We start from the raw sequence: 25,285 nt of genomic DNA, 5'->3' as shown, positions 1-25,285 counted from the left end.
TCGCTGTGAAACTCCCGGGCTAGGCTGCCGCGATGGATGTCGCTGGACGGGTACTCACCCCCGCGGTCCGCAGGGCGCTGGCGTACTGGCCCGGGATTGTGCACAGGACGAGGCCGAAGCCGGTCGACCTCACGGTCCTGCCACAGTTCTTCAACGACCTGTTGGCCGAACTCCCCTGGTGGAACGGCACCTGGCGGGTCACGCACGTCGAGCCGGCCCGCCCGCGCGAGATCGCCAGCGACCACGACCGGCAGAGGAACGCGTTCACCGAGGTCTCGGTGGCGGGCACGATCGAGGGCGACGCGGGACGGACACTGCCGTTCTCCGCACGCGTCCGATTCGACGACAACCGGTTGCTGCGCTTCCAGGCGAAGATCGGCGACACGGTCATCGGGCCCGCACTCGCCGAGGCCGGTGCCCCGGAGCCGCACCCGTTCGGCGCCGTGCTGCGCACACTCATGGACAACCGGGGCGTCTCCGTGCGAGAACTCGCCGTGCGTACCGCCCGTGCGATGTCGACCATCCATGCGGCGCGAGCCGGGTCGCACAATCCACACCCGGTCCTGGTTCGCGAGATCGCGGGCGCGCTGGGCATACCGGAGGCCGATCTGGCCGCGATCGCCGGCGTCGACGCACCAGCCGACGTCGCCCCGAGCACCGGCGTCCAGCCTGGCGGGCCGCGCTAGCCACGCACGCCGCTCCACCCGGCCCGGCTGGCGCCGGTGGTGCGCTCGCCGCGCTGCCGGCGGCACCGCATCAGACGGTCAGCACCCGCAGATTCCTGAGAAGTAGGCAATTCTTGCCGATGCGCGTCCGGTCGGCGTCTCGGCACCATCGCTTGTGCCGGGTGTGGATCCAGCGGCTCGCCCCAGCCCGGCGTTCTGATCGTCAATGGTCGCGGGGAGGCTTCACGATGGAGAACATGACGGACGTCGAGGAGGCCGGCATCGACGCGTCGGCCCCGGTGGTCAGCCGCCACAGCGTCACGGTGGGCGCGTCGGCGGGCACTTTGTGGCAGATCCTCACGGACATCGACGCGTGGACGTCCTGGCTGCCGGAGGTCGCGTACGCACGCGTCGAAACACCAGGCCCGCTCGCGCCGGGCTCCGTGTTCCGGTGGTCCGCCGCCGGCATGGAGATCGAGTCGACGATCCTTGAGGTACGGCCGCGGGAACGCCTCGTGTGGCGGGGGTACGGCAATGGGTCGGACGGCGTGCTCGGCGTGCACGTCTGGGCGCTCACCCCGGTCGGCGAGGGTGTGCGGGTGTCCACCGAGGAGTCGTTCGCCGGTCCGCCCGTCGATGCCGACCCCGCGTCGTTCCAGGAGGGCCTCGACGCGACCCTGGCCGGGTGGCTGGATCGGCTCAGGCGCACCGCCGAGGAGACGACCGACTGATGGATGGTCGTGTGGTTGCCGTCGCGATGGCCGTGGCCGGCCTGGTGGCCGTGGCGGGTGCGCCCGCTCCGGCCGAGGCCGCGCGCGTTGGAGATTCCGACAACGGAACACTGCGCTGCGCGGGCAGGACTGTCGACACGACGGCGAAGATTCGCTACCGGTCGGAGAAAATGATCGACGCTTCGCCGCGGACCGTCTGGAAGATCCAGACCGACGTGGAACGCTGGCCGTCGTGGCAGACGCCGGTCCTCTCCAGCAAACGGCTCGATCGTGGGCCCCTGCGTCCCGGTTCGTCGTTCCGCTGGACGACGCCGGTGCGCGAGACCGCGCTGAACCCGGCGACGACTCTCGTCGTCACGTCCACCGTCCGGCAGCTTGAGCGCCAGAGCTGCCTTCGGTGGAACGGGCCGGCGATCGGTGCCGGATTGAGCATCGACGAGGGCGTGCACGTGTGGACGTTCACCGAGGTCGACGGCCGGGTTCTGGTGCGTACCGAGGAGACGTGGCGCGGTGCGCAGGTGGAGCAGGACGTCGATTTCTCCACCGCGGCTCTCGCCGCTGGTCTGGAGACGTGGCTGACGGAGCTGAAGACGCGCGCCGAGCGCGAGTGTGAGCGGCCCGGCGGGTGACGTGACGCTGTGGCCAACCCGCCCCCGTACCGGCGGGGCCGTTCGTCGCCGGCTCGGACGGCGCGGTCAACGCAGGAGTTCGCGCAGTTGCCGGCGTGAGGAGATGCCCAGCTTCCGGTAGAGGTTGCGCAGGTGGGCGTCGATCGTCCGTGGGCTGACGAAGAGCAGCGCGGCGACCTCCTTGGTGCCCGCGCCGGAGGCGACCTTGCGGGCGACGAGCAGTTCCCGCGCGGTCAGCCCGGCGAGCGGGTCGGCGTCGTCGACCAGAGTCGGCTCGCCGAGGGCGTCCAGTTCGCGGGCGGCACGGGCGGCGAACCCGCGCGCGCCGATGGTGGCGAGAAGATCGTGCGCCGCGCGCAACTCCACCCGCGCCTCGGTGCGGCGACCGACCCGTCGCAGCCACTCCCCGTAGAGCAGGCGGGCACGCGCGTAGTGGACTCGCATCCTGCTGTCGGCGAACCGGCTGATCGCCGAGCGGTAGTGGTCCTGCGCCCCGAGTCCCTGGTCGAGCAGAGCACACGCCAGTAGGTGCGCGCCGGTCGTCCACGCGTTCGGGTTGCCTTGTGCGACGGCGCCGATCCAGACCGCCGATTCCTTGGCCTCTTCGGGACGTCCGACGTACGCGGCGGCTTCGACCAGCTCATGGTGGAAGGCGGTGACGGTGTACGCGCCAGCGCGGTGCTGGTCCCGTACGAGCAGCAACGCGTCGAGCGCCGTCTCGTGGTCACCGCTGCCGTTGCACAGCACGCCGTTGGCGTAGTGCAACGCTGTGGGGTTCACCCCGACCCAGCCACGCAGCTTCTCCCGGATCTCCCGGAACCGGGCGGCGTCTCCCCTCCACGCGGCGAGCATCAGGTCGGACCCGACGAGGTTGGACGTCCCGGCGGCCTCGTCGACAGCGCGCGCCTCGATGATGCAGAGTTCCGCGTCGGCGAAGCGGCCCACGATCGTCCGGGCGACCGCCTGGAAGCGCAGCGCATGGGGAAGGATCGCGTAGGCGCCCTGCGCCCGGGCGAGCTCCACCTGGCGGTCGGTGATCTCCTCCATGGCGTCGCTGTCCCCGAGGTCGACGCTCAACACGCTGGCGCGTTCCATCCACCACGGGTCCGCGTCGGGCGCGCGGGCGCGCTCCCGGAAGGCGTCCACGGTGCGGCGCATCACGGGCATCGCCTCGTCCACCGGACGGAGGTTCTGTTCGACGAGCGCCTGCAACAGCAGGTCGACCGGACGCGGCGGCTGACGCCGGGGCACCCGCTCCCGGATGTGCAGGGCGAGCCGGCGCAACCTGCCGGGCTCGTCGACGCTGAACATGAGCGACGCGAAGGCTTCCAGGTAGGTCTCGCGGACCTCGTCGGGTCCCACGCCGTCGGCCGCGTCGATGAGGGCGATGGTCGCCGGGATGCTGCGCGTCACGTGATAGTCGATCATCGCGCGGAGGAGCCGCGCGGCGTGGCGGTCGGCCTGGTCCGGGCGGAGACGCTCGGCCTCGTCCACCAACTCCCGGGCTAAGGAGGGCGCTCCCGAAGCCAGCCGCTCCCGCGCCGCGGCCAACAACCGGCGGGCCTGCCGCGACCGGTCCGGTGTCAGTCGGGCGGCGCGCTCGAAGAACGCGGCTCCGGCCGCGAAGCCGCCGCGGCGTTGCGCCCGTCCGGCCGAACGCTCCAGTTCCGCCGCGGTCTCCTCGTCCGGGCCGCTGATCGCGTTCGCCTGGTGCCAGGCGCGCCGGTCGGGGTCGCCCGTGGCGTCCGTACCGGCGGCGAGCGCCGCGTGTGCCCGCCGTCGTACCCTGGCGCTGCTCGACCGGTACACAGCGGAACGCGCCAACGGATGCCGGAAGTGCACCCGGGGTCCGGCCACCACCAGGCCGCTGTCCTCGGCCGCGGCCAGGTCCGCGGCGTCGAGGCCCTGGATCGCCATGGCGCGTCGCAGCAGCGCGAGGTCACCTGTCGGCTCGGCGGCGGCCAGCGCCAGGACCGCGCGCGTGGGTGCCGGCAGTCGCAGGAACCGACTCGCGAAGCGGCGCTCCACAGTGCCCGCCGTGGCGTCTCCGGGTAGCCCGAACGGTCCGGCGTCGCGGGCGAACTCCACCAGGGCGAGTGGGTTGCCGGCTGCCTCGGACAGGACCCGCTGCACGATCGCGGCCTCAGGGCCCAACGGTGTCCGGTACCGCAGCAGGGTGAGGGCCTCCGAGTCGGTGAGCGCGCCGACGGTGAGGGCCGGTAGGCGACCGAGTTCCGGCACCGGGGCGGCGTCGCGGGCGGCGAAGACCATGGCGATCCGATCCGTCGCCACGCGTGCCGACACGAACGCCAGCACCTGCCGGGAACCCGCGTCGATCCACTGCACGTCGTCGATCGCGCAGATCACCGGCCCGCGCCGGCTCGCGGCACTCAGCAGGCCCAGCACGGCCAAGCCGACCAGCATCGGGCTCGGGGTGGCCCCGGCGTGCAGGCCGAACACCGTGTCGAGCGCACGCCGCTGCGGTGCGGGCAGCCCGGCGCGGTGGTCGAGCAGCGGCGCACACAACTGGTGCAGGGCCGCGTAGGGCAGTTCGCTCTCGAACTCGACACCAGTGGCGCGCAGCACCCGCCACCCGTGGAGCCGCGCGGCGGCCTCGTCGATGAGCGTCGACTTGCCGATCCCCGCGTCACCGAGGACGAGCAGCGCTCCGCCACGGCCCCGCCCCGCAGCGTCCGTCACCGAGGCGATGCCGGCCAGCTCCCTCTTCCGGGCGACGAAGGACTTCGAACTGATATCGCGCAGATGGCGGGTAACGGCGCTAGCTCCCATCCGGTCGGCCGACGCTCCTACGAGGGCAACTCGAACAGTTCCAACTGGATGCCGTCGGGGTCACGAAGATAGAGGATCTTCGTCCCGGCCAGCGCTCCCGCGTCGACGCCGTCGCCGTCCTGGAGCACGACCGGCTCGGCGTTGACGTGCACGCCCCGCTCCACCAGGTCGCGGTGCGCCGCGTCGAGGTCGTCGACCTCGAAACACAGGTGCATTATTCCGACGTCGCAGTTGCGCCCGGTGAAGGGCCTCGGCTGCGGGCTGTCGTACTGGATCAGTTCCAGGAGGACGTTGTCGCCGGCCAGCGCGAACGATGCCCGGATCGACGGGTTCTCGACCTCGACGACGGCACCGATCGCCGGGTTCGTCGCCGAGATCGTCACACCGTTCGGGGCGATGCCGAGGACGTCCTCGTACCACCGCACCGACCGGGCCAGGTCACTGACCGGCACTCCGATGTGGTTCATCCTGGTCACTCTGCTCATGGTCTGCATCATCGTGGCCGCAGCCGCCACTGTGGAAGGCACGGCTCTTCCGCGTACCGCTGGTACCACCCGGCCCCGCGCTGACACCTGGAGGATCATGTGGTGATGAGTGACCTCGGAGCCGCGCTGCGGGCCTGGCGGGACCGCACGGACCCGGTCGTCGTCGGACTTCCGAACGCGTCCCCCCGCCGCGTCGCCGGGCTACGGCGCGGCGAGTTGGCGGCACTGGCCGGCATCTCCCCCGAGTACGTGGCACGCCTCGAACAGGGTCGGGCCGCCACGCCATCGGCGCAGGTGTGCACCTCCCTGGCCCGCGCGTTACGACTGTCCGACGACGAGCAGGCGCATCTGATGCGCCTCGCCGGCTTCGCCGCCGCCCCGGACCGGATACCCTGCCTGATTCCCGGCAGCCTGCACCGCGTCATCGACCACCTCGACGACACTCCGGCGGCCGTCTACGACGCGCTGTGGCGTTTGCTGCACTGGAACCGGCTCTTCGCGGCCGTCTTCGGCGATCCGACGGGCGCGACGGCCGACGATCGCAACGCCCTCATCGTGCAGTTCGAGTCCCGGAACCCGCGGGTGCGTCAGACCGACACCGAGCGCGCCTACTTCGAGCAGTCGCTGGTGGCTGACCTGCGCGCCACCAGCGCCCGCTATCCGAACGACCCCGACGTGCCGGCGCTGATCGCCCGCATGGCCGACAACGACAGGTTCCGCCGCCTCTGGGCCCTTCGCGCGGTGGCCAGTCACGAGAGCGCGCACAAGACCGCCGTACACCCGGACGTGGGCGCCATCCCGCTGGACGCCAACGTCCTGACCACGCAGAACACCGACCTGCGTCTCGTCGTCCTCACGCCTCGACCGGGCACCGCCGCTCGCGAGAAGCTCGATCGACTCAGCTGAGGTGACAGGCGCGCACGACTCCCGCGTCCGGTGCCGATGCCCGGCGGCGATGGCCGTACACCTGAAGTTGTTGGTGTGGCTTCTAACGCCGAGCGTCGTAGGCGTGCCGAGCGCGGTCGACCTCTCCGAGGTGGGCGTCGGCCCAGGTGGTCAGGTGCGCGAAGAGCGGACCGAGGCTGGCGCCCAACTCGGTGATCTCGTATTCCACGCGAGGGGGCACCTCGGCGTGGTAGGTGCGCGACACGAGCCCGTCGCGTTCGAGTTGACGGAGCCGTTGGGTGAGCACCTTCGGGGTGATGCTGGTCAGCCTGCGCTCCAGCTCCACGAAGCGCTGCCGGCCGTATTCGTTGAGGGCCCACAGGATCGGCGTGGTCCACCGGCTGAACACGATGTCGACCACCGGCGCGACCGGGCATGCCAACTCGGGGTCCGTCGACTGCTGCACGTGCCCTCCGTCACACAACCATTACTATCCTCTAGGTACCTACTATATCGACGCAACTAGCGTTTCCTCCAGCCGCGCGAACGACGCGGTCGAACTGGGGGAACAGACATGTTTGTCGTGGTAGGAGCCACCGGAAACGTCGGCAGCACACTCTCGGCGACTCTCGCCGCCTCGGGTGCCGCGGTGACGGCGGTGTCCCGTGGGCGACGCCCGCTCGTCCTGCCCGACGGGGTCCGCCACCACCACGCGGACCTCGAACAGCCGGCGAGCCTGCGCCCGGCGCTCGCCGGCGCCGAGGCGCTGTACCTGCTCGTGGAGGGCGCCGGAGCCCATCTCGACGTGCGCGAGATCCTGCGGGTCGCGGCGGCCGGTGGCGTGAAGCGCATCGTGTTGCAGTCCTCGCAGGCGGTCGCCACCCGGCCGGAATCGCCGTCCCACGCGCCCCTGCACGCCATCGAGGACCTCGTGCGCCGATCCGGGTTCGGCTGGACGATCCTGCGCCCCGGGGGCTTCGCCTCCAACGCCTTCGCCTGGGCAGAGGCGGTACGGGCCGCGCGGACGGTCGCCGCGCCCTTCGGCGACGTCGGTCTGCCCGTGGTCGACCCGGCCGACATCGCCGAGGTGGCGGCCGCCGTGCTGCTCGACAGCTCGCACGACGGCCGCACCTACGAACTGACCGGCCCGGCCCTGGGCACCCCACGGGAAAGGGTCGCCGACCTCGCCGCCGCGCTCGGTGAGCCGGTCAGCTTCGTGGAGCAGACGGCCGACGAAGCCCGCGAGCAGATGCTGCGGTTCATGCCCCCACCGGTGGTCGAGGGCACGCTGGCCATCCTCGGTGAGCCGACCGACGGTGAGCGGCGGATCAGCCCGCACGTCGCGGAGGTCCTGGGCAGGTCACCGCGCCCCTTCGCCGCCTGGGCGGCGCGCACCGTCGACGCCTTCCGCTGACGAGGCCCCCTCGGGAATCACCAGGATCGTCCGGCGACGGCGGGTAGCGAGCAGCAACACGCCTCCGACGGTCAGCGCGGCGATGCCGATCCCACCGACCAGGCCGGCCTGCGGCCCGGTGACCGGCAACCCGCCGTCGCCGCCGCCACCACCGCCGTCGCCGCCATCCCCGTTACCGTCGCCGCCGCCGGTGTCACCGCCGCTGCTCGCCACCAGCACCACGGCGAACCCGTCCTGATTGTCACCAGGGTCCACGTCGGCCACCCGCACGGCGACCGCGTTCGCGGGCAACTCGGCGCTGGCCGGCGCGGAGCGGTCGTTCGTCGCCTGCTCGGCGAGGCCCTCCACCCGCACCGATCCACCGCGTATCGTCGCCGGCGCGGTGGCGGATGTCGCAGTCGTCACCAGGTTGTACAGCTCGACCGCGGAGTGGACGGCGTCGTTCGGGTCGGTGTCCTGGGCGGCCGGGACGAGCGTGAGGCTCCGGTAGGTGCAGACCGCCGACCGCCGGGCGTCGCCGAGCACACACTGGGCCGGCTGTCGGGTGAAGGTCACCCCCTTGGGCAGACGCAGCGTGACCCGAACTCCGGTGACAGTCTTCCGGCCCTGGTTGGCGATGGTGTGCCAGACGGCACCGGTCTCACCCGGGTTCAGCGTGCCGGTGGGCTCGGGGATGCCGTCGGCGCCGACCCGTACCGACTGCCGCACGTCCCGGGCCACCACCGAGAGGTCCGCGCTCGGCTCGTCGACCAGCGTCAGCGGGAACCACCTGGTGTTGTCGGCCGGATTGGCGTCCTGTTCGGGCCGGACCGTGAGCGATGCTTCGAACCTGCTCTCATAGGGTGCCGTCCCACGCACGAACGCGTCGATGGGAACGTCGACGGTCTCCCCCGGCCCCGGAATCAGTTCCGGCAACAGTCGGCAGTAGAACCCGCCGAAATCGCCGTCGCACTCGCCCACCCCACTTCCGGTATGCCACAGCAGGGCGACCGGCATGGGATCAGGGCCCTCCGGCGGCTGGCGGACATTGACGATCACCTCGCCCGGGGTCTCGTCGCCCCGATTGCTGATCTTCAGATAGACGACCTTCCTGTCGACCCCCAACGTGATCCGGGTCCCGGACGCGTCGACAACGAGGTCCGGGCCTCTCTCCGCGGCCTCGGCGGGAACGGCGAGGAGGGCCACCTCAGCAAGCAGAAACAGCGTGGCGGCGACAGTTCGCAACAGCCGCCGGCGGCCAGAGCTCATGGCAGAACCTTTCAGGGTACGCGGACAGTGTCAGTGCGAACGCTATCGGCAATCGGCGGTCATCAGTATCAACCCGCGCGCACCCCACGGCAGTAGGCGTTCACCAATTGACATTCGTCATGTCGTGGTCGGGTTGACCTGACTGCCTAGCCTGACGGCGACAGGTGAGCTTCCACATCACGCTTGTACGGGAGGAAAGCAGAGTGGACGAATCCTCGACCCCAATTGTCAGCGCCCCACGCACGACCACCACGATCGTCGCCATCGCCTCCGACGACACCTTCGCCCACGTCTACTCGAACGTGCGGCAGATGATCGAGGATGGGTTCGGTGCTGCCGACACCCGTCGTGGAGCCCTGGAGTTCTTCAACGCGGCGGGCGGACGACTGCTGCCCGTTTTCGGGCCGGCCTGGCAACTGGTCGAGCTGGCGGAGAGCCGCGACGCGCCCGACGCCGCCCGCCTACGCCAGCGTCTCGCGGCCGTGATCGACCACGTTGCGGCGTACGTCGGCAAGCACCCCGAGGTCGTCGAGGCGAGCGGTCTGACACTCGACGAGGCGCTCGGCCAACTGCCCCGACCGGCGGAGCAGGATCTCGCCCAGGTCCTGTCCCGCTTCCCGCACCAGGTCGACGATGGCAACACCGTCCGGCCGCTCAGTTCAGGCAGCTGGTTGCACAACGCTATGCACGCCGCCGGCTGGACGCACTGAGCCTGTCCACGGCACCCGTCCGGTTACGCGGACGCCGGCCAACGGCGTCCCGCCCTGCTAGGCCCGCCCGGGTGGCTGCTCCCTGGTCAGGTGGAGCAGCCACCCGTCCGCGGTGCGGATGAGCGCGTATCGCCGGGAACCCGCGCGACCGTGCAACGTGAACAGCATGCGCCGGTCGGTGCGGTCGTGCTCCTCCCACGTGCCGATGTCGGCGATCGACTTGTCGGCATCCTCGTACCTGAGGTGTGCAAGGTCGTGGTCCGGCACGGTGATCGCGAGACGGTTCTGCTCGGGGGTGTCCGGCAGGCCACGGGGCACCGCCCAGGAGCGCAGCACGCCACCCTCCTCCAGCCGCAGGTCGAAGTGCGGCCGGGGTCTGCGGTGCAGGTGCAGGACGAAGGCGGGCGCCATCCGTGCCATTGTCCGCGCTCACCGGCCCTGACGCCCGCCAATGCCCGATCCCGGATGGTCGCGCGGCGTGCACAAACCGCTCCTGACCAGGCACTCTTGAGGTATGGATCGTCCGATGAACCCACCCCCGGAGGTACCACGATGTTCACCACGAAGTTCTGGAAGGCCGCCGCCGAGCGGGCGGTGAAGAGCGCCGCGCAGGGCCTGCTGCTCTACTGGGGCGCCGACGTCGCGTTCAACGCGTGGCAGGCGGACTGGGCGGCGGCCGGGGGCATCGCCTCCGGTGCCGCGGTGCTGTCGGTGCTCACCTCACTGGTGAGCGCGAAGGTGTCGGGAGAGGGCGACTCGCCCAGCCTTGTCGGTGGCGAACGCTAGCCTCCGTCCAGATCAGGCGGTTTCGTGCTCACGCGGCAACGCGTCCGGCGAGCCGTCCCGCATCCGCAGTTCGGCCGGATAGCTGTCGAAGCGCTTGAGGCCGAACTTCCGTACCGCCAGGGCCCACGGGTTGTGCGTGGCCACGTGGACGAGGTGCTCGAAGTGGGACAGGTACGTCTCACCGCGTTGGGCGCGCTCGGCGAGGATGTAGGGCTCCAGGATGCGCCAGGCCTGTCGGGAGCGATAGCTGACCGTCCCCACCAGCAGCCTCGGGTCGACCGCCGCGAAGGCCAGCATCTGGCCCAGACCGTTGTAGTACAGGGACAGCCGGACCACCTGGTGGCGGGCCTCGGCCGGGAGGTCGCTGACGCTGAGACCGGGTGCCGGGTGTCGAACGGCAAGCTCGTTGAGGACGAAGTCCTCAGCGCGGAGGAACTCGTCGCTGGAGCGGTCCCGGGTCAGCAGTTCGATCGCGACGAGAGTCTGGTTGGCGGTCTGCGCCGAGCGCAGCTGACGGAGGGCGAAGATGACAGTCACGACGACCGCGACCGTGGACCCGCACGCCGCGACGACATCAGCCAGCTCAGATATCACAAGGTCCGAGGGTAGAGGGGCGGGGCGAGCGTGCCCGGCGGTCGGCTGGCACGGCAGCACTGATCGGCCGTACGCTGCCCGACGGCCGTCAGCTCCCCCGGATCTGACCGTCTAGGCTCTCCGCCGTGCCGGTCACCCCGAACGACATCATGACCGAAAGCGCCGCGATACGACTCGCCGGCGACGACCTCGTCGTCCACGAGGCTGACGGCGCGTCCGTCGTCCTCGGCAGAGACGCATCGGTGATCATCGCCAATGCGAGAGACGGCCTGGACGTCACCGGGGTATGGAGCAGTCAAGAGTTTCACCTTCACGGGCCATTCGCCGAGGACGTCGGCGTTCGACTGTTCGGGCACTCGCCGACCTCGCCCCGGTGGGGCCGGGCGGAACAACGCGATGTCCGCCCGATCCACCTGCTGGCGCGCCTTCCCACGGGCTGTCTCTACCTGGGTTTCGGCAAGCCCGCACAGGGCCACTACAGCGATGGGGTTCTGTTCAGTGCCGCGCTGATGATCGACCCGGAACTGACCGGTGACGTTCTCGACCGCGTCCGGCCGTCGACCGAACCCGCAGCTCTGCCGGACCTGACCTGGCTTGCCAACGTCCGGTCCGCCCCGGCCACCGCGCTCCGTCAGTTCGTCGAAGGCTGGGTTCCCGCAACCGCCGAGGACCTCGGCGAGTTCGCCGCGAGCGGCTGGACGGTGCCCGAACCACTGGCCGCCTTCTACCGACTGGCCCGACGCCGACCAGCCCTCCTCGGCCAGCAGAACTTCCTGAGACGCCCAGAGAAGTGGAGGCTTGCGCACAACGGCCTCATCGAGTTCGGGCACGAGAACCAGGGAGGCTTCGTCTGGCTGTTCGACCCATCGGACGACGACCCCGCGGTGTTGATCGACCAGGATGATTACGGGCTGCGGCCAGAGCACGAGCGGATGAGCGGTTTCCTCGTCAAATTCGCCGTCTACGAGACGATGATGAACGCCCATTACCTCGCCCTGAGCAATGAGCTTGGAGCCGAACACGTGGAGCTGGTCACCGCAGGGTTGACGCCGGTGCCGTGGGAGCCGTGGCGCTGGCCGAATGACTCGACCCGCTTCTTCGTCGCGCCGGGCCTGATCGCCGAAGTGACCGACTCCTGGCACGGAGAGTTCTCCGTGTGGATCGGCGCCGCGCACCGCAGCGTGCTACGTCCACTGGGCGGTCTCGGAATCCCGTGGAGGCGGTTCGACGGCTGAGCCGGGCCGCGCGTGGTCGTGCGGCCTCCGAGCAGCGCCGCGGTCAGCGACCACGCCTGCCGGCTCGTCAGCCAGTCCACCTGCCAGCACGGGTACGGCGTGAGCCACGCCCGCCAACCCCCACAGCCGGTGGAGAGGCTGTCGTGCCGGGCGGACGGGTCACGTCCCGTGGCGCTTCCTGTTCAGTGTCCGGGTCGAGTGGGCGTTCGGCCAGTCATGAGGTGGTGAGCGTCGGCCGCGGCGTGGGTGACCTCGTGCCATCGGGGGTGGGTGAGGTGTCGTCGATGCTGCCGGTGCGGTTGTCGCGACGGTCGGGGCGGGCGTGGTGATCAGTGCCGTGATGCCTGCGGCGAGGTAGCAGCGGTCACCCGTTGCCGCCCTGAACGCCTTCGACATCGCCTTCGCAGGACGCCTGACCGCCGGCCGAGAGCAGCCGTCAGCGTCAGGGCCGGCGCCGCCCGTTGCGCGGCATGACAAAGACAGGAGTCGGCCAGGGCGCGATTTTGCGATTCTTCACGAAGACGCCGGCGTACCTTTCGCTGAATAGTTTCCTCACCATGTTCTTCGATTCCCCAGCTACTCCGGGGAACGATTTCTAGGAGGGGAAGATGCTCAGACGTCGCGTGTTCGGAATGGGGCTCGCCGCACTGCTGGCGGTCTCCGTGGCCGCCGTTGCCACTCCGGCCAGTGCGGCAGAGTCCGCAACGGCTGCCGGGACGATCCCGCAGCCGGTGCTCGCAGCGGCACAGGCTCTGGCCGGGGAGCAGGCCACGGCGACGACGCCCACGTTCAGCCGGACGTCGACCGCTCGTGGGCCGGCCACGGCAGCCGCCGCGAATGTGATCACCTGCAGCGCACGGGCCCAGTACCCACATGCGTCGACGGGCGGCAACGGCATCCCGGGCAGCATCGACGGCAAGGCCGAGTCGTGGTGTGACGCGCCGGTCCCGTACATCGGCGCTCAGGCCGAGTTGTACCAGTACGTCCCGGGCAGCGGATTCTTCCTGGTGTCGGTCGGAAGCCTGAACTCCGGCCCGGGGAACAAGAAGTACACGGGTGTCGCCTTCACGATCTGCCAGGGTGTGCCGAACTACTACGTCACCAAGGGCATCCACACGTACACCGCTCCCGGTGGCTACTACCCACCGTCAGTGACGCTGACGACACAGTCCCCCATCGTGCAGGTCAGCTGCTGAGGAGGCCGCACGGATCGAACCGGTCGACCGTCGCGGTGTCAGCGGCGGTCGACCGGCTACGCCCCGCCTCGTCATTCCTCCCGCAGTCGGTCGGCGAACGCCCAGGCGACGGCGGCGGTCAGGATCCGTACGCCGCGGGTCGAGGCCGGACGCAGCCCGGTCAGCTCCTCTACGCGTCGCAGGCGGTAGTCGAGCGTGCGGGTGTGCACGCCGAGCGCCCGCGCCGTCGCCGGTCGGGACATGTCGTGCAGGTAGTACGCGTCGAGGGTGCGGATCAGGTCCGGCCCGGCTTCGAGTCGGGTGATGAGCTCCCGCAGCCAACCGTCCATCTGGGGCGAGCGGACGGCTCCGAGCTCGACGAACCTGTCCGCCACGCTGTAGAGGTGCTGGGGCCTTCGCTCCGCCGACGTCAGTCGGCTGATCTGTCGTGCCTGGTCCAGCACACCGGCCAGCTGGCCCACAGGCCCGAGGGCAGCGCCGGCGGCGCACTCACGGCCGGAGTCCACCGCGATGCCGCGGACCAGGTCCAGGGTACGATCCGCCGCCGGACCGTGAACGCCACCGTCGACAAGCCATGCCGACGTGGCCGTCGGCGCATCGACCGATGCCGGCGTGACAAGCACCAACTCCGCCGGCCCGAGCCAGGACATCGGGATCCGCCAGGACGCCAGCACCGCGGCGACGATGCGCTTGCGAGCCGGCGCGGTCAGGCCCGGCGGGTCGAACCGAACAACCGTCACCAACCAGTGCTGCGCGAGACGTACGCCGGCCGCCCGAGCGATGCCCGTCGGCGGTGGTTCGTCGGCCAGCAGCGACCGCGCGAGTAGTTGGACCTGAGCCGACATCGACCAGGTCTGTGCGACGCCAACCAGGTACCCGTCCAGGTAGGCGCCGCGGGCTCGGTTACCCTCCCGCCCGAGCCAGTTGGCCATGTGGAGCACGTCCTCGGTGTTTGCCGCGGTAGCGGTCTCCACCACGTCGCGCAGCATCAGTGCGGTGTGGGTGCTGAGCGCCTGCCGCTGCGACGCCAGCGAGAGCCGGTCCTCGCCCCGTCGTCGGCCGACGTCGCCGATGGCCGCCAGGTCGTCCTCGTCGAGCGGCGTGTCGTCCCGTACGCGCTCCAGACTCACGCGGCGGATGAAACGCGCGAAGTCGAGCATGTGCGTGAGCTGCTCCGGTGACGGTGACGCGTACTCGGGCACCTCTCGCTGGTAGGTGTTCACGGCACGCACAGCATTGACGTCGATCCGTCTTTGGAGCGCCACGATCAGGTCCGGCACGACACCTCCTGCAAGGGACGGCGAACGCACATCGATCGGTGTTCGCCGATCCTATCGTCGGACCTCCACGCAACCGGCGACGAGGCGACGGCCGTCCACACCTGCGGAGTCGAGTGCGACCCTCCGAACAGGCTCCCACCCACCCTGGACGGCTCAGAGATGTCGAGGCCGCTGGTCGGGATCAGCTCATGTCGAGGAACGCGCCGACGCGTGCGACCAACTCCTGCGGTGTCTGCTGGACACGACGACCGGCTCCCGACTGGCGGGGTACCACGGTGGCGTGCACGAACAACGGCCCTCGGTGCTCGCCGATGGTGTCCAGGGCGGCGAGGTCGTCCTCGGAACGTAGGCTCAGCACGGTCGGATAACCCGCGCCCCGGGCGACGGTTGTCAGACTGGTGGGTAGCAGGGACTTCTGTCCACCGGTGCTCTGGTGCATGCCGTTGTCGAGCACGACGTGAATGACGGATGCGGCTGTCTCCGCCGCCAGGGTCAGACAACCGAGATTCATGGCCACGGAGCCGTCGCCGTCGAAGGCGACGACGTGACGTCCGGGGCGTGCCAGTGCGATCCCGTACGCGATCGGGGCTGCCATGCCCATCGAGCCGAGCAGGTACAGATTGCCCGGGCGGTCCTCGATGTTGTAAAGCTCTCGACTGGGATATCCGCAGGTCGACACGACGCAGGCGTCCGGCACCGCCCGGATCACCCGCTTCATGACCGCTTCCGAGGTCAACACGTCAAACCCCTTCAGGGACGATCAGCACGGTGGGTCGGCAGGTGTCGGCCATCAGCTTCATACAGCGGTCGACGCTCGCGGCGGGGTCACGAGCGGCAAGAATCTCGTAGGGCAGCTCGAACAGATCGAGCAGCGCGGGAAGCTTCTCCCCGATGACGTCATGCTCCACCGCGTCGCCCGCACCCGGACATCCGCGCCAACTCACGATGAGCAGCAGGGGAACGTCGTAGATCAGGTTGAACGACGTCAGGACATTCAACGAGTACCCGAGACCGGAGTTCTGCATGAGCACCACCGGCCGCTGGCCACCGACGGCGATTCCGGACGCGACACCGAGGGCCGTATCCTCCCTCGGAGCGGGGAGGTAGCGGATGCCTGCGGCGTGCCGGGCCCCGGCCTCGAGCAGACTGAACAGTCCTTTGAGATATGAGCAGGGCACGCCGGTGGCATGGGTGACGCCATGGTGCGCGAGCCGATCGATGATGGTCTGAGCGTGTGGTGAGTGTGACGACGTGGACAGGACGTCCCGCCTCCTCGGTGATCTCCTGGTCGACACGGCGCGCGCTCACGCCGAGATGCTCCCTGCCGGATGGCTGAGAGATCCCTTGAGCCGCTTCCGCTTCCCCCGTTCTCGGCACCCCGCCTCAGCGGACGCCGGATGACGTTGGTAGATGCTCGTCAGCGTGGGCTGATATGTCAATAGACGACACCGACGCCGGATGTGCCGCGCGTCGATGCCCGAGAGTGTTCGGTGGTCGCCGGCCAGGAGGAGACTGCCCGCCGCGCGCATGCTCAGAACCGCGGCTGCAGGCGGCCGACCGCGGACAGCTCCGCCAGGTTCGCGCAGCCGGCGCAGTGCATGGCCACGCGCAACTCCCAGAGGAAGCGCTCCAACCAGCCGATGACAGCCTCCGGTGACCGTGTCGCCGGTTCGAGCAGTGGTAGCGCCACCGCCACCACGCTCGCGCCGAGGGCAATCGCCTTCGCGGCGTCGACGCCGGACCTGATGCCTCCCGAAGCGATCAACGGCATCCTCGGCATGACCTGCTTGACCTCGCAGAGAGCCTGCATGGTGGGGATGCCCCACTCCGCGAGCTCATGATGGCGCACCTCGCCATGTGCGACGTACTGCTCCACCCGGCTCCACGACGTGCCGCCCGCCCCGGCCACATCCACGGCCGCCAGCGCGACGTCCCCGAGGCGTCCGGCGGTCACCGCACCGATGCCGTGCCCCACCTCCTTCAGCAGGACCGGAAATGGCACCGCGTCGACGACCTCCGCCAGCCGGCTCACCAGACTTCGGAAGTTGCCGTCCCCGCCGGACTGCATTGCCTCCTGCAGGGGATTGGTATGAAAGGCCAGGGCGTCGGCGCCCACCAGTTCCACCGCCAGGCGGGCCTGCGCGGCTGTGTACCCACTGTTGAGCTGGGCGAGGCCGAGGTTTCCGACGAGCAACGCGTCGGCGGCGTACTTACGCACCTCGAAGGACGACCGTGCGGTCGCGTCGTCGACCATGATGCGCTGGGATCCGAGCATGAGCCCAAGGCCCAGGTGGTCGGCGGCGACGGCCAGGTTTCGATTGATGGTGGCCGCCAGTTCGGTGCCGCCGGTCATGGCGCCGATGAGGACCGGAGCGCGCAACGGGCGCCCAAGGAAATTCGTCCGCGTGTCGATCTGGGAGAGGTCCGTCTCCGGCAGCGCCACGTACGGCAGATCGAATTTTTCGAAACCGGTGGTTCGGCTGTCGTATTGGACCGGATGCCCGAGGCAGGCCTCCACATGACGCATTTTCCTGACTGCGGCCGACGGGACGGAGGTGGTCACTTTTCCCTCATTGCGGCCCTGGTCCGTGCTGCGCCAGACGGAATGCTTGTCCAACCCCGACTCATCCGACATGGTCCAAGGGTAGCCGTTCGTCACGCCCGACGATGGTGCCGGTGATAACGGTGCTGATCACTCGGGTAATCGAGCGGGACCGGCTCGTGCGCCGCTGCCGGTCGCAGCCCGGTTCCAAGCGGCGGTCGGCGCCCCGGCGGCGTGTCGGACAGGCAGCCACCGATGGCGTCCCGCCACCGGCCTCTGCTTGGATGCCAGCATGGCTGACAACTCACCGCTCTCAGCGGACGAAGTCCTGGACATCGTGGACGAGCACGACAGAGTGGTGGGCCAGGCGCGGCGCAGTGACGCATACGCCCGCCGGTTGCGTCACCGCTGCACTTTCGTCCTGGCACGGAACGCCGCCGGGGAGATATTCGTGCACCGCCGCACGGCGCGGAAGCTTGTCTTCCCATCCATGTACGACATGTTCGTCGGCGGGGTGGTCGGCGCTGGCGAATCATATGACGAGGCGGCGCTGCGCGAGGCGGAGGAGGAACTGGGCATTTCAGGACTGCCCGCTCCCACCCCACTGTTCAAATTCCTTTATGCGACTCCAGAACACACCTGGTGGTCCTCCGTCTACGAGATCCGGTGCGAGTCGCCGGTGCAGCCGCAGGCCAGCGAGGTCGCCTGGTACACGTTCATCACCGAGGAGGAGCTTCGTCGGCGGCTCGCCGAGTGGGACTGGGTGCCGGACGGCAGGGAGGCGTATCGCCAGCTGCTGGCGTGGAGGAGCGAGCAGGGAACCGGGCCCGGAGGGCTCTGATGACCCGGACGTCGTACCGCTCGGTAGCGCTGCGTGGTCCGGAGGTCCGACCGGCCCGCGCAGAGTGGTCGCGCGAGGCCCGATCCGGCTCCTGCCCGCGCCGGTGCGGCCCTTGACACAACAGCGCAACATGTGAGAATTTCCATGCATACATGTGTAGGCCGCTTAAAGGCCCGCAACAGTTAACGGGGGCAAGACCGGTAAGGCGCTCTGATTCAGGGCGGTTCTGCGGCATTTATGCCGCTGGCATGCGCGTTTATCCGGGTCCGACATGGGCTCGGAGATGTCAGGACCCTGTTTTCCTGTTCGGCCTCTGGCTGCCCTTCGCCACCTCCGAGCAAGGATGAATAGCTTGTCTGTTGCATGCAGAACAGCGACGCGTAAACCGTTCCGGTCTTTCTGGCGTAGCGCCAGAGAACCCATGCCACGGGCCGATTATTGCCGAAGAGCTCGGTTGCGTCGCCGATTCGCTCCGGGGCCGGGCTGAATCCCGCAGACACCGGCTTCGGCCGCTGAAGGGCGCGCTTCAATGTCGGCGCCCGACCAATTGCTGCGGCGTGCCCGCCCGACATTCCCGGCCCGATCCGCCTGATCGGGCCCGCCTGACGTCGTTACCCCTCGGCGATGTGGCGCAAAAGCCTCGGAGCGCCAGAGCGACGCTTCCGCTGCGCCCGGTCCACCCAACTGCGGCGCATCATTCCCGGTCCACACCGTACGGCTGCGCCTTGGCCGAACTCGTCCAGTCGAGCCAGGTGTTCGCCCAGCCGATGAGGTCGACGGTCGAGCGCGTCTCCTGCCGCCCTGTCCCTGACCAGTAGAAAGGGTTGTCGCCAGATGACCAAGACGGCTGCTCTGCGTAACATCCTATCGGCGCCCTCGATTGCCCGCATCATGGGTGCGCACAGTCCCCTGAGCGCTCGTATGGCTTCCGAGGCGGATTTCGACGCGATCTGGGCCAGCGGCCTTGAGATCTCGGCCCTGGCCGGGGTTCCCGACGCCAACATCCTGTCGATGAGCCAGAGCCTGCAAGCCGCAGCGGACATCGCTGCTGCGGTCGACATTCCGGTGCTCGCGGACTGTGACTCGGGCTTCGGGAACGTCAACAACGTCGTTGACATGGTCCAGCGCTACGAGCGGGCCGGCATCGCCGGCGTGTGCATCGAAGACAAGCAGTATCCCAAGCTCAACAGCTTCGTGGAGGGCAATCAGGACCTGGCCCCGGTACGTGACTTCACCGCGAAGATCATTGCCGCCACCCAGGTCCGGACAGATCCGGACTTCGTCGTGGTGGCGAGGATCGAGGCACTGATCGCCGGCGCGGGAATGGACGAGGCGCTTCGGCGGGCGGAGGCGTACGCGTCGGCCGGGGCCGATGCCCTGCTGATCCATTCCAAGCAGTCGAGCCCGGATCAGGTGTGCGAGTTCCGCCAGCGCTTCCCTGGTGAGATCCCGCTCGTCGTCGTGCCGACCACCTACCACACGGTGACCGCCGCGGACCTCGAGGCCCTGGGCTTCGGCGCGGTGATCTACGCGAATCATGCGCTGCGCGGCTCGATCGCTGCCATGCAGGAGGTGCTCGAGCAGATCATTCAGGACGGCACCAGCCACCACGTCGAGTCCCGGATCGCCTCCCTGAGCCGGGTCTTCGAGTTGCAGGGCATGGGCCGGATGCTGGAGCAACAGGTCCAGTTCGAGAAGCTCGCAGAGGCCAGACTCGCGGAGCTCGAGCTCTCCGGAGGCGGGCTGTGAGTCTGGTCGTCGTCGGCGCATCCACGAACATCGCCCGGGTCGCCCAGACGCTGGGAGAGCCGTTGATCTTCGTGCAGCTACCCGGCAGTCACGTGCCTGATCTGATCCGTGACGACGTCGACGAGGCGTTCACGCTGGACTTCCGCGACGAGAGGGTCCTCGCGCGCTTCGCCGAGGAGATCCTCTCTCCACGCCGGCCGAAGGCGGTCGTCTCGGTCACCGAGGGTGGGCTGCAGCCGGCCGCTGTGCTGTCGACGCTGCTCGGCACCCCGGCGACATCGGTCGACGTCGTCAGGGTGATGCGCGACAAATTGTTGATGCGTGAGCTGCTGGCCCAGCGTGCGCCTCAGCTCAGCGTGGCGTTCGCCGACGCACGTGACGAGGATGCGGTAGCGAAGCTGTTCGCCGGCCACGACCACGTGATCGTCAAGCCGGTGTCGGGGACCGCAAGCGAGGGTGTGCGTCGACTGGACGCGGCTGACGAGGCACGTCTGTACACCGACGGCAACATCTTCGAGGAGTACGTCGACGGTCCCGAGTACAGCGTCGAGAGCTTCTCCCGGGCGGGCCGACACGACGTCGTGGCGATCGTCGAGAAGGGCGTCGCGGGGCATTTCGTAGAGGTCAGTCATCTGACCCCGCCTACGACGCTCACCGCCGGGGAGTCGAACCTGATCGAGCGATCGGTCCGTGAGCTGCTGGACGCCCTGGGCCTGCGGGACGGGCCCGCACACACCGAGTTGAAGGTGAGCAACCACGGGGTGAAGATCATCGAAACGCACAACCGTCCCGGCGGTGACGGCATCGCCGATCTCGTCGCCATCACCTGTGGCCTCGACTGGCGGCGGCTCAGCCTGGGTTGGCCCCTGGGAGAGTCGCCGGTGGACCCGCGCCCACGGGCCAACGCCGCCGCGATCACCTACTTCACCGCGCCGCCCGGCACGGTGACGCGGACCACCGAGCCAGCTTGCGTCTCCGACGGCGTCACTGTCGAGGACTGGGCCATCGAGGTCAAGGTCGGCGATGTCGTCAACGACCTGCGGAGCTCTCGCGACCGGGTCGGTTGGGCCATCGTGTCCGGTACGAGCGCACAGGCATGCCACTCCGCTGTCGCCGCACTTCGAGCGCAGCCGGTTGTCGTCACCGAGGCGGTGTCGTGATGCGGACGCTCGTCATCAACCGGCACGCCCTCCCATGGACGGTGGGCGCCGACAACGACTACCTCCCCGCGCCGCCCACCGATCGCTTCCTCATCACCCGTACGTTCGGTGAAGGGCTCAAGGGCTACAAGTCCACCGCGTTCCCGCACGTCGCCGTGCTCGACATGGACGATGCGAGCCGCGTCGAGGCCGTTGCCCGATGGGCGATACGGCACCACGGTGTCCAACGGGTCGTCGCGATCCATGAGAAGGACATGCTGTTGGCGGCGCGACTGCGCGAGGACTTCGACCTGCCGGGCATGAACTTCGAGGCCACGCTGCGGTTCCGGGACAAGGTCCTGATGAAGGACACCCTCGCCTTGGCTGGCTACCAGGGGCTGCCCAGGTACCGCTCGCTCGAGCGCGGGGAGGTCATCGAGTCGGTGCCGTGGACGGGCCGGATCGTGGTGAAGAGCCGCTGGGGCGTCGGCTCCTCCGACGTCCGGATCGTCGGTGACATAGCGCAGGCCAACGAGGCGGCGCGGGAGCTCGAGCGCCGATCGGACGGCCTGGAGGTCGAGGAGTTCATCGACGGCACGATGTACCACTGTGACGCCGTCGTACACGACGGTCAGGTGCTCTTCTCAGCGGTTTCGGAGTACATCGCGGCACCCGGCCAGTACGGTGCCAACTCGGTGGCGGGCAGCGTGCTCCTGGAGGACGGCGCACTCAAGGACGCGATCCGTGCCGACAACGCGCTCGTCCTCCGGCATCTCGGCCTGACGTGCGGTGTGACCCATGTCGAGTACTTCCACACGCCGGCCGGTCGGCTGGTCTTCTGCGAGGCTGCCGCCCGTCCCGGGGGCGGCGGTATCGACGACATCGTCTTCCGCGGGACCGGCGTCAATCTGATCCGGGCGGCGATCGAGTTGCAGTCCGGCGTTGTGCCTCACCTTCCGGACGAGGGCGACCGCGCGACGGCGGTTTTCGGCATCGTCGGCATGTACCACTCCGACAGGGGTCAGGACACTCGCGCTGACGATCTCCTCGACGCGATACCCGGCGTCCTCTCGTACCAGTTCGCCACTCCTGCTGTCGCTGGCACGGTCCGCCACTGCACGGACTACGGCCACAAGCTCGTCATCGGCGCCGAGACGCGGGAACGGTTCGACGATCTTGCCGCGCGAGCGGTGCGGTTCATTCGCGGAGATCGGAGCGCTTCCGCCGCCACAACGAGGGGCAGCCATGCTGCGACGAGTTGATCGCCTCCTGGCGGAGGCGGAGGCGGTGGATTGCTCACCCAGGCTGCTCGAACTGGCACGGGATTTCGAGGAGGTGGTCAATACGCGGGAATTTCCGTGCGTCTTCTCGACGCAACCCTTCACCACCCGCGAGATCTACTTCGACATCGTCCGGGGTGCCGATGCGGTGGAGAGCCGCGCTGTGACACTCCTGCGAGAACTGTGCGACATCATCCGGGACGTCCCCGACGCCATCGGCGTCATCTTCGTGGACGATGCCGGCGCCCAGTCGATCGACGATGAGTTCAAACTGGCGACACGCATCGTCCAGGCGGTGATGAACGCCAATGCACTCAAGCACCCCGACGCTGTCCTGCCCAAGCCGCACGAGTCGTCCTGGACGCTCTGGCTCGAGGACACGGGGTTGTTTCTGAACTTCAGCTCACCCCTGCACACCGCGCGCCGGAGCCGCAACGTGGGGTCCACCCTCACCATCATCGCCCAGGCCCGGGATTCCTTTGATCGGCAGGGCCGGGCCTCGCCCAAGGTGCGGAGCGAGATCCGCAGGCGCGTTGCCGCCTACGACGATGTCGCCCCGCACCCCTGCCTCGGCAGTTACACCGATCCGGACAGTCGCGAGGCGTTGCAGTTCTTCCTGGGCAACGGCCTGGAGCCCTATGACCCCACAGGAGGCTGCCTCGATGAGTCAGCGTGACAATGGCACCAGAGCCCTACGCGTCGTCATCTTCGCGTCGATGCTCTCGAAGGTCGCGGACTGGCAGCTCGGTATCGTGGTGCCGCTTGCGATCCTCGCCCAGACGGATTCGGTGGCTGCGGCGCTGGTCGCATTTGCCCTGCGCAGTGTCGCCTACATTGCCTCACCCATTCTGGGCTCCATCATCGACCGCTTCGACAAACGCACCGTCTTCGTACTGGCCCAGATCCAACAGGCGCTCTGCCTGGCGTTGCTGACAATGGTGCTGTCCAACCGGCTCGCGGTGGCGCTACTGCTCCTCCTGTCCGGATTCGGCGGAGTGGTGGTCAGCATCACGGGGCAGTTCGTGCTGATTCCGAAGCTCATCGACAAGAGTCAGCGCGATGTGGCTGTCGCCAAGCTCGCGTCCGCGATCGAGTTCTCCAAGGTCATCGGTCTGCTGCTCGGGGGACTCGTGTTCTCCGTCAAGGGCCCGGCGACCGCGTCCTGGTTCATCGCGGCCCTCTATCTCGCCGCTGGGCTCGCCGCCCTCCTGCTACCCGGCATTCCGCAGGATGGACCGCGGTCGAGGCTGCGCGAGGATCTCGGGATCGGTTTTCGCTGGGTCGTACGTCCCGCGATCCTGTGGTTGGTCGTGACGATGGCGACCGCCAACCTGGCGGTCGGAGACCTGGAAACGGTGCTCGTGACGACCTTCGGTGACGACGGCATCGAAGCGGTGGTCATCTCGATCGTGCTCGCGGCCGGCCTGCTCGTCGGTGCGTTCGGCAGCCGGCTCGGGCCGCACATGTTCCCCTCCCGGCCGGTCGAGTGGCGCATCCTCGCGTTCCAGCTCATGTCGTTCGCCTCGCTGTGTGTCATCGCGATTCCGCACCCGGCGGTGAAGGTCGCCGGCTACACGCTGATCTCGTTCGCGCTCGGCGCGAGCAACGTCGCATCCATCACCTACCGGCAGGAGACCGTGCCGATCGAGCTTGCCGGCCGGGTGAACGCCGTGATTCGCATGTTCATCACCGGCGCCATCCCGCTGTCCGGGTTCATCTACGCCTGGGCCAGCCGCCTCGACGACGCCTGGTTCTGGGCACCGGCGCTGGTGCTGGCGGCGGTCTCAGCCGCGGTGTGGGCTGCGCACACCTATCGCAGCGGGCGGCCTGAAGCGGTCCTCGCCGAACCGAAGGGAGAAGTTTCTTGAGCAACGTCACGCGCTGGTTGGTGTTCAGCGAGGTCGCGGTCGCCTTCCGCGGCCTCGAGGCGCCCCGATCGGCGGCCGTCTCCGCGATTCGGCTGCCGGCCACCGGCGAGCCCGCCGGCACCACCGAATGGCTCACGTACGACGAAGTGGTCGCCGACCAGATCCTCGGCTGGGACCAGGCTGGGCAGGCTCCCGACCGCCACCAGACCTTTCCCACTCCGCGTGCCGTGTTCACCGGTCTGCCGTTCGACCGGCGTACCGGTGATCTGTACCGGCTCCAGAGCGAGCCGATCACGCCCGCCGGAGGTCGCGTGGTGCCCACCTTCCTGGTCGCCGAGTGGCCGGGCGACGGTGGGGTCGAGCGCGCCGTCTATTCGTGCTCTCGCATCCGTGAGTCCGGCATGCTCTTCTCACGGATCTGGGCCGGGCCCGTCCCGGCTGGGGAGCCTCTCGTGCGCTCCGTCGAGCACGCTTGTCTCCACGAGCCTGGACTCCTGGCACGCTTCAGCGACGAGGCGTCGCAGACGGTCCGGTTCGACGCCGACACCGAGATCGAGCTGAAGCTCTCCATGCTCGACGACACGGTGCCATGGGAGGTCGCCCACCGACTCGCCGACGCCGTGCAGCGTCGCGCCTTGCCGGGATTCGTTCCGGACCTCGGTAACGAGATGCAGCGTTGGACGTATGAGCAGGAAACCTTCGAGGTCGTCGGTCCACCGGAGCGCGCCGGCTACATCGCGTTCATGACGGCGCACGACGGCACCTACGAGGTCAAGTACAAGTTCTTCGCCGAGGACACCCTGCGCCGCTTCGAGCGGTGCGTCGAGGGCGTCGTGCTCGAACCCAGCCAGTTCGAGGACCACATCCGGGAATCGGTGCCGGGCGCCGAGCTTCGGCCCCTTCCCCACATGCGCAGGACCAGGTTCGACGTCAACGTGGAGTCCGCCCGTGGCGGACACTACTTCGGTCTCGAGATGGACGAGGTCTGGTCGGAGGGCTCGGTTCTCCGGCAACTCGAGATCGAGTACCACAAGTCCCGGGCGGCCTTCGGTGTGGTGGCCGAGACGGTCGAGCCGGAGCTCTTCCGCCTCAGCGAGGAGGTGCAGCGCCTCCTCACCGAGTGGGGCATCAAGGTCGAGGTGGGCTACCTCTCGAAGCTGTCGTTCCTCAAGGGCGTGGCGGGTGGTGCCGTCTCGGGCGCAGAGACCGGACGCTGAC

The 25,285-nt window shown here is 69.0% G+C and carries 26 protein-coding genes; 16 read left to right on the top strand and 10 right to left on the bottom strand.

Features of this window, described 5'->3' with window-relative positions; genetic code table 11:
* The first annotated feature begins 32 nt into the window (after window positions 1–32).
* The 3 genes from O7634_RS18515 (at window position 33) to O7634_RS18505 (ending at window position 2,025) form a co-directional block, all read left to right on the top strand.
* Window positions 33–686, top strand: a complete 654-nt coding sequence (locus O7634_RS18515) for a helix-turn-helix transcriptional regulator (protein ID WP_278151364.1) — start codon at window positions 33–35, stop codon at window positions 684–686.
* Between the two features lie 236 nt (window positions 687–922).
* The gene (locus O7634_RS18510; RefSeq protein WP_278151363.1) at window positions 923–1,396 is read left to right on the top strand and encodes an SRPBCC family protein; all 474 of its coding nucleotides are present in this window, start codon (window positions 923–925) and stop codon (window positions 1,394–1,396) included.
* 26 nt (window positions 1,397–1,422) lie between these two features.
* Window positions 1,423–2,025: an SRPBCC family protein gene (locus tag O7634_RS18505; protein WP_278151362.1), complete on the top strand. Its 603-nt coding sequence runs from the start codon at window positions 1,423–1,425 to the stop codon at window positions 2,023–2,025.
* A gap of 66 nt (window positions 2,026–2,091) precedes the next feature.
* Here the strand turns inward: O7634_RS18505 and O7634_RS18500 are convergent, their stop codons facing one another.
* Window positions 2,092–4,815 (bottom strand): LuxR family transcriptional regulator, encoded by a 2,724-nt coding sequence (locus O7634_RS18500; RefSeq protein ID WP_278151361.1) that lies wholly within the window; start codon window positions 4,813–4,815, stop codon window positions 2,092–2,094.
* A 17-nt stretch (window positions 4,816–4,832) separates the two neighbouring features.
* Window positions 4,833–5,282 carry a VOC family protein gene (locus O7634_RS18495; RefSeq protein ID WP_278151360.1) on the bottom strand — a complete coding sequence of 150 codons (450 nt, stop codon included), beginning with the start codon at window positions 5,280–5,282 and terminating at the stop codon, window positions 4,833–4,835.
* A gap of 123 nt (window positions 5,283–5,405) precedes the next feature.
* On the opposite strand from O7634_RS18495, the gene O7634_RS18490 reads away from it, so the two are divergent.
* Complete coding sequence (locus O7634_RS18490) at window positions 5,406–6,206, top strand: helix-turn-helix transcriptional regulator (protein ID WP_278151359.1); 801 nt, start codon at window positions 5,406–5,408, stop codon at window positions 6,204–6,206.
* Between the two features lie 82 nt (window positions 6,207–6,288).
* Here O7634_RS18490 and O7634_RS18485 read toward each other — a convergent pair whose 3' ends face one another.
* Window positions 6,289–6,651: a helix-turn-helix domain-containing protein gene (locus O7634_RS18485; RefSeq protein ID WP_278151358.1), complete on the bottom strand. Its 363-nt coding sequence runs from the start codon at window positions 6,649–6,651 to the stop codon at window positions 6,289–6,291.
* Window positions 6,652–6,759: 108 nt separating this feature from the next.
* Between O7634_RS18485 and O7634_RS18480 the strand changes: the two genes are divergently transcribed.
* Window positions 6,760–7,599 (top strand): NAD(P)H-binding protein, encoded by an 840-nt coding sequence (locus O7634_RS18480; RefSeq protein ID WP_278151357.1) that lies wholly within the window; start codon window positions 6,760–6,762, stop codon window positions 7,597–7,599.
* Here O7634_RS18480 and O7634_RS18475 read toward each other — a convergent pair.
* Window positions 7,546–8,847, bottom strand: a complete 1,302-nt coding sequence (locus tag O7634_RS18475; protein WP_278151356.1) for a hypothetical protein — start codon at window positions 8,845–8,847, stop codon at window positions 7,546–7,548. The genes O7634_RS18480 and O7634_RS18475 overlap by 54 nt on opposite strands.
* Before the next feature lie 203 nt (window positions 8,848–9,050).
* On the opposite strand from O7634_RS18475, the gene O7634_RS18470 reads away from it, so the two are divergent.
* On the top strand, window positions 9,051–9,557 hold the full coding sequence (locus O7634_RS18470) for a hypothetical protein (RefSeq protein WP_278151355.1): 507 nt from the start codon (window positions 9,051–9,053) through the stop codon (window positions 9,555–9,557).
* 57 nt (window positions 9,558–9,614) lie between these two features.
* Here O7634_RS18470 and O7634_RS18465 read toward each other — a convergent pair whose 3' ends face one another.
* The gene (locus O7634_RS18465; protein ID WP_278151354.1) at window positions 9,615–9,968 is read right to left on the bottom strand and encodes a DNA polymerase ligase N-terminal domain-containing protein; all 354 of its coding nucleotides are present in this window, start codon (window positions 9,966–9,968) and stop codon (window positions 9,615–9,617) included.
* A 141-nt stretch (window positions 9,969–10,109) separates the two neighbouring features.
* Between O7634_RS18465 and O7634_RS18460 the strand changes: the two genes are divergently transcribed.
* Window positions 10,110–10,343: a holin gene (locus tag O7634_RS18460; protein ID WP_278151353.1), complete on the top strand. Its 234-nt coding sequence runs from the start codon at window positions 10,110–10,112 to the stop codon at window positions 10,341–10,343.
* Window positions 10,344–10,355: 12 nt separating this feature from the next.
* Here O7634_RS18460 and O7634_RS18455 read toward each other — a convergent pair whose 3' ends face one another.
* Window positions 10,356–10,937 carry a hypothetical protein gene (locus O7634_RS18455; RefSeq protein WP_278151352.1) on the bottom strand — a complete coding sequence of 194 codons (582 nt, stop codon included), beginning with the start codon at window positions 10,935–10,937 and terminating at the stop codon, window positions 10,356–10,358.
* A gap of 125 nt (window positions 10,938–11,062) precedes the next feature.
* Here O7634_RS18455 and O7634_RS18450 point away from each other — a divergent pair, with 125 nt between their 5' ends.
* Complete coding sequence (locus O7634_RS18450; protein WP_278151351.1) at window positions 11,063–12,172, top strand: hypothetical protein; 1,110 nt, start codon at window positions 11,063–11,065, stop codon at window positions 12,170–12,172.
* Window positions 12,173–12,780: 608 nt separating this feature from the next.
* The gene (locus O7634_RS18445) at window positions 12,781–13,368 is read left to right on the top strand and encodes a hypothetical protein (protein ID WP_278151350.1); all 588 of its coding nucleotides are present in this window, start codon (window positions 12,781–12,783) and stop codon (window positions 13,366–13,368) included.
* A gap of 71 nt (window positions 13,369–13,439) precedes the next feature.
* Here O7634_RS18445 and O7634_RS18440 read toward each other — a convergent pair whose 3' ends face one another.
* From O7634_RS18440 to fni, 4 genes are all read right to left on the bottom strand, one after another.
* Window positions 13,440–14,648 (bottom strand): PucR family transcriptional regulator, encoded by a 1,209-nt coding sequence (locus tag O7634_RS18440; protein WP_278151349.1) that lies wholly within the window; start codon window positions 14,646–14,648, stop codon window positions 13,440–13,442.
* A 181-nt stretch (window positions 14,649–14,829) separates the two neighbouring features.
* Window positions 14,830–15,366 carry a thiamine pyrophosphate-dependent enzyme gene (locus tag O7634_RS18435; protein WP_278151348.1) on the bottom strand — a complete coding sequence of 179 codons (537 nt, stop codon included), beginning with the start codon at window positions 15,364–15,366 and terminating at the stop codon, window positions 14,830–14,832.
* A gap of 22 nt (window positions 15,367–15,388) precedes the next feature.
* On the bottom strand, window positions 15,389–15,943 hold the full coding sequence (locus O7634_RS18430; RefSeq protein ID WP_278151347.1) for a thiamine pyrophosphate-binding protein: 555 nt from the start codon (window positions 15,941–15,943) through the stop codon (window positions 15,389–15,391).
* A 236-nt stretch (window positions 15,944–16,179) separates the two neighbouring features.
* On the bottom strand, window positions 16,180–17,283 hold the full coding sequence (gene fni / locus O7634_RS18425; protein ID WP_278151346.1) for a type 2 isopentenyl-diphosphate Delta-isomerase: 1,104 nt from the start codon (window positions 17,281–17,283) through the stop codon (window positions 16,180–16,182).
* A gap of 199 nt (window positions 17,284–17,482) precedes the next feature.
* Here fni and O7634_RS18420 point away from each other — a divergent pair, with 199 nt between their 5' ends.
* The 7 genes from O7634_RS18420 (at window position 17,483) to O7634_RS18390 (ending at window position 25,284) form a co-directional block, all read left to right on the top strand.
* Window positions 17,483–18,031, top strand: a complete 549-nt coding sequence (locus O7634_RS18420; RefSeq protein WP_278151345.1) for an NUDIX domain-containing protein — start codon at window positions 17,483–17,485, stop codon at window positions 18,029–18,031.
* 834 nt (window positions 18,032–18,865) lie between these two features.
* On the top strand, window positions 18,866–19,780 hold the full coding sequence (aepX, locus tag O7634_RS18415) for a phosphoenolpyruvate mutase (RefSeq protein ID WP_278151344.1): 915 nt from the start codon (window positions 18,866–18,868) through the stop codon (window positions 19,778–19,780).
* The gene (locus O7634_RS18410) at window positions 19,777–20,940 is read left to right on the top strand and encodes an ATP-grasp domain-containing protein (RefSeq protein WP_278151343.1); all 1,164 of its coding nucleotides are present in this window, start codon (window positions 19,777–19,779) and stop codon (window positions 20,938–20,940) included. The genes aepX and O7634_RS18410 overlap by 4 nt, the downstream gene beginning before the upstream one ends.
* A 41-nt stretch (window positions 20,941–20,981) precedes the next feature.
* Window positions 20,982–22,181, top strand: a complete 1,200-nt coding sequence (locus tag O7634_RS18405; protein WP_278151342.1) for a hypothetical protein — start codon at window positions 20,982–20,984, stop codon at window positions 22,179–22,181.
* The gene (locus tag O7634_RS18400) at window positions 22,165–22,875 is read left to right on the top strand and encodes a YqcI/YcgG family protein (RefSeq protein ID WP_278151341.1); all 711 of its coding nucleotides are present in this window, start codon (window positions 22,165–22,167) and stop codon (window positions 22,873–22,875) included. Before O7634_RS18405 ends, O7634_RS18400 begins: the two co-directional genes overlap by 17 nt.
* Complete coding sequence (locus tag O7634_RS18395; protein WP_278151340.1) at window positions 22,862–24,067, top strand: MFS transporter; 1,206 nt, start codon at window positions 22,862–22,864, stop codon at window positions 24,065–24,067. The genes O7634_RS18400 and O7634_RS18395 overlap by 14 nt, the downstream gene beginning before the upstream one ends.
* Window positions 24,064–25,284 carry a hypothetical protein gene (locus O7634_RS18390; RefSeq protein ID WP_278151339.1) on the top strand — a complete coding sequence of 407 codons (1,221 nt, stop codon included), beginning with the start codon at window positions 24,064–24,066 and terminating at the stop codon, window positions 25,282–25,284. The genes O7634_RS18395 and O7634_RS18390 overlap by 4 nt, the downstream gene beginning before the upstream one ends.
* Window position 25,285 lies beyond the last annotated feature (1 nt).

It is taken from the genome of Micromonospora sp. WMMD1120 (assembly GCF_029626235.1).
GTDB lineage: Bacteria > Actinomycetota > Actinomycetes > Mycobacteriales > Micromonosporaceae > Micromonospora.
Note: the sequence above shows the minus strand (reverse complement) of the source record. Positions and strands in the feature narration are given on the sequence as shown.

Excerpts from the sequence above, each read along its gene's own strand:
- O7634_RS18515 (WP_278151364.1), top strand. The coding sequence starts at position 33 with ATGGATGTCGCTGGACGGGTACTCACCCCCGCGGTCCGCAGGGCGCTG.
- O7634_RS18510 (WP_278151363.1), top strand. The coding sequence starts at position 923 with ATGACGGACGTCGAGGAGGCCGGCATCGACGCGTCGGCCCCGGTGGTC.
- O7634_RS18505 (WP_278151362.1), top strand. The coding sequence starts at position 1,423 with ATGGCCGTGGCCGGCCTGGTGGCCGTGGCGGGTGCGCCCGCTCCGGCC.
- O7634_RS18500 (WP_278151361.1), bottom strand. The coding sequence starts at position 4,815 with ATGGGAGCTAGCGCCGTTACCCGCCATCTGCGCGATATCAGTTCGAAG.
- O7634_RS18495 (WP_278151360.1), bottom strand. The coding sequence starts at position 5,282 with ATGAACCACATCGGAGTGCCGGTCAGTGACCTGGCCCGGTCGGTGCGG.
- O7634_RS18490 (WP_278151359.1), top strand. The coding sequence starts at position 5,406 with ATGAGTGACCTCGGAGCCGCGCTGCGGGCCTGGCGGGACCGCACGGAC.
- O7634_RS18480 (WP_278151357.1), top strand. The coding sequence starts at position 6,760 with ATGTTTGTCGTGGTAGGAGCCACCGGAAACGTCGGCAGCACACTCTCG.
- O7634_RS18475 (WP_278151356.1), bottom strand. The coding sequence starts at position 8,847 with ATGAGCTCTGGCCGCCGGCGGCTGTTGCGAACTGTCGCCGCCACGCTG.
- O7634_RS18465 (WP_278151354.1), bottom strand. The coding sequence starts at position 9,968 with ATGGCGCCCGCCTTCGTCCTGCACCTGCACCGCAGACCCCGGCCGCAC.
- O7634_RS18460 (WP_278151353.1), top strand. The coding sequence starts at position 10,110 with ATGTTCACCACGAAGTTCTGGAAGGCCGCCGCCGAGCGGGCGGTGAAG.
- O7634_RS18445 (WP_278151350.1), top strand. The coding sequence starts at position 12,781 with ATGCTCAGACGTCGCGTGTTCGGAATGGGGCTCGCCGCACTGCTGGCG.
- O7634_RS18435 (WP_278151348.1), bottom strand. The coding sequence starts at position 15,366 with ATGAAGCGGGTGATCCGGGCGGTGCCGGACGCCTGCGTCGTGTCGACC.
- fni (WP_278151346.1), bottom strand. The coding sequence starts at position 17,283 with ATGTCGGATGAGTCGGGGTTGGACAAGCATTCCGTCTGGCGCAGCACG.
- O7634_RS18420 (WP_278151345.1), top strand. The coding sequence starts at position 17,483 with ATGGCTGACAACTCACCGCTCTCAGCGGACGAAGTCCTGGACATCGTG.
- aepX (WP_278151344.1), top strand. The coding sequence starts at position 18,866 with ATGACCAAGACGGCTGCTCTGCGTAACATCCTATCGGCGCCCTCGATT.
- O7634_RS18400 (WP_278151341.1), top strand. The coding sequence starts at position 22,165 with ATGCTGCGACGAGTTGATCGCCTCCTGGCGGAGGCGGAGGCGGTGGAT.
- O7634_RS18395 (WP_278151340.1), top strand. The coding sequence starts at position 22,862 with ATGAGTCAGCGTGACAATGGCACCAGAGCCCTACGCGTCGTCATCTTC.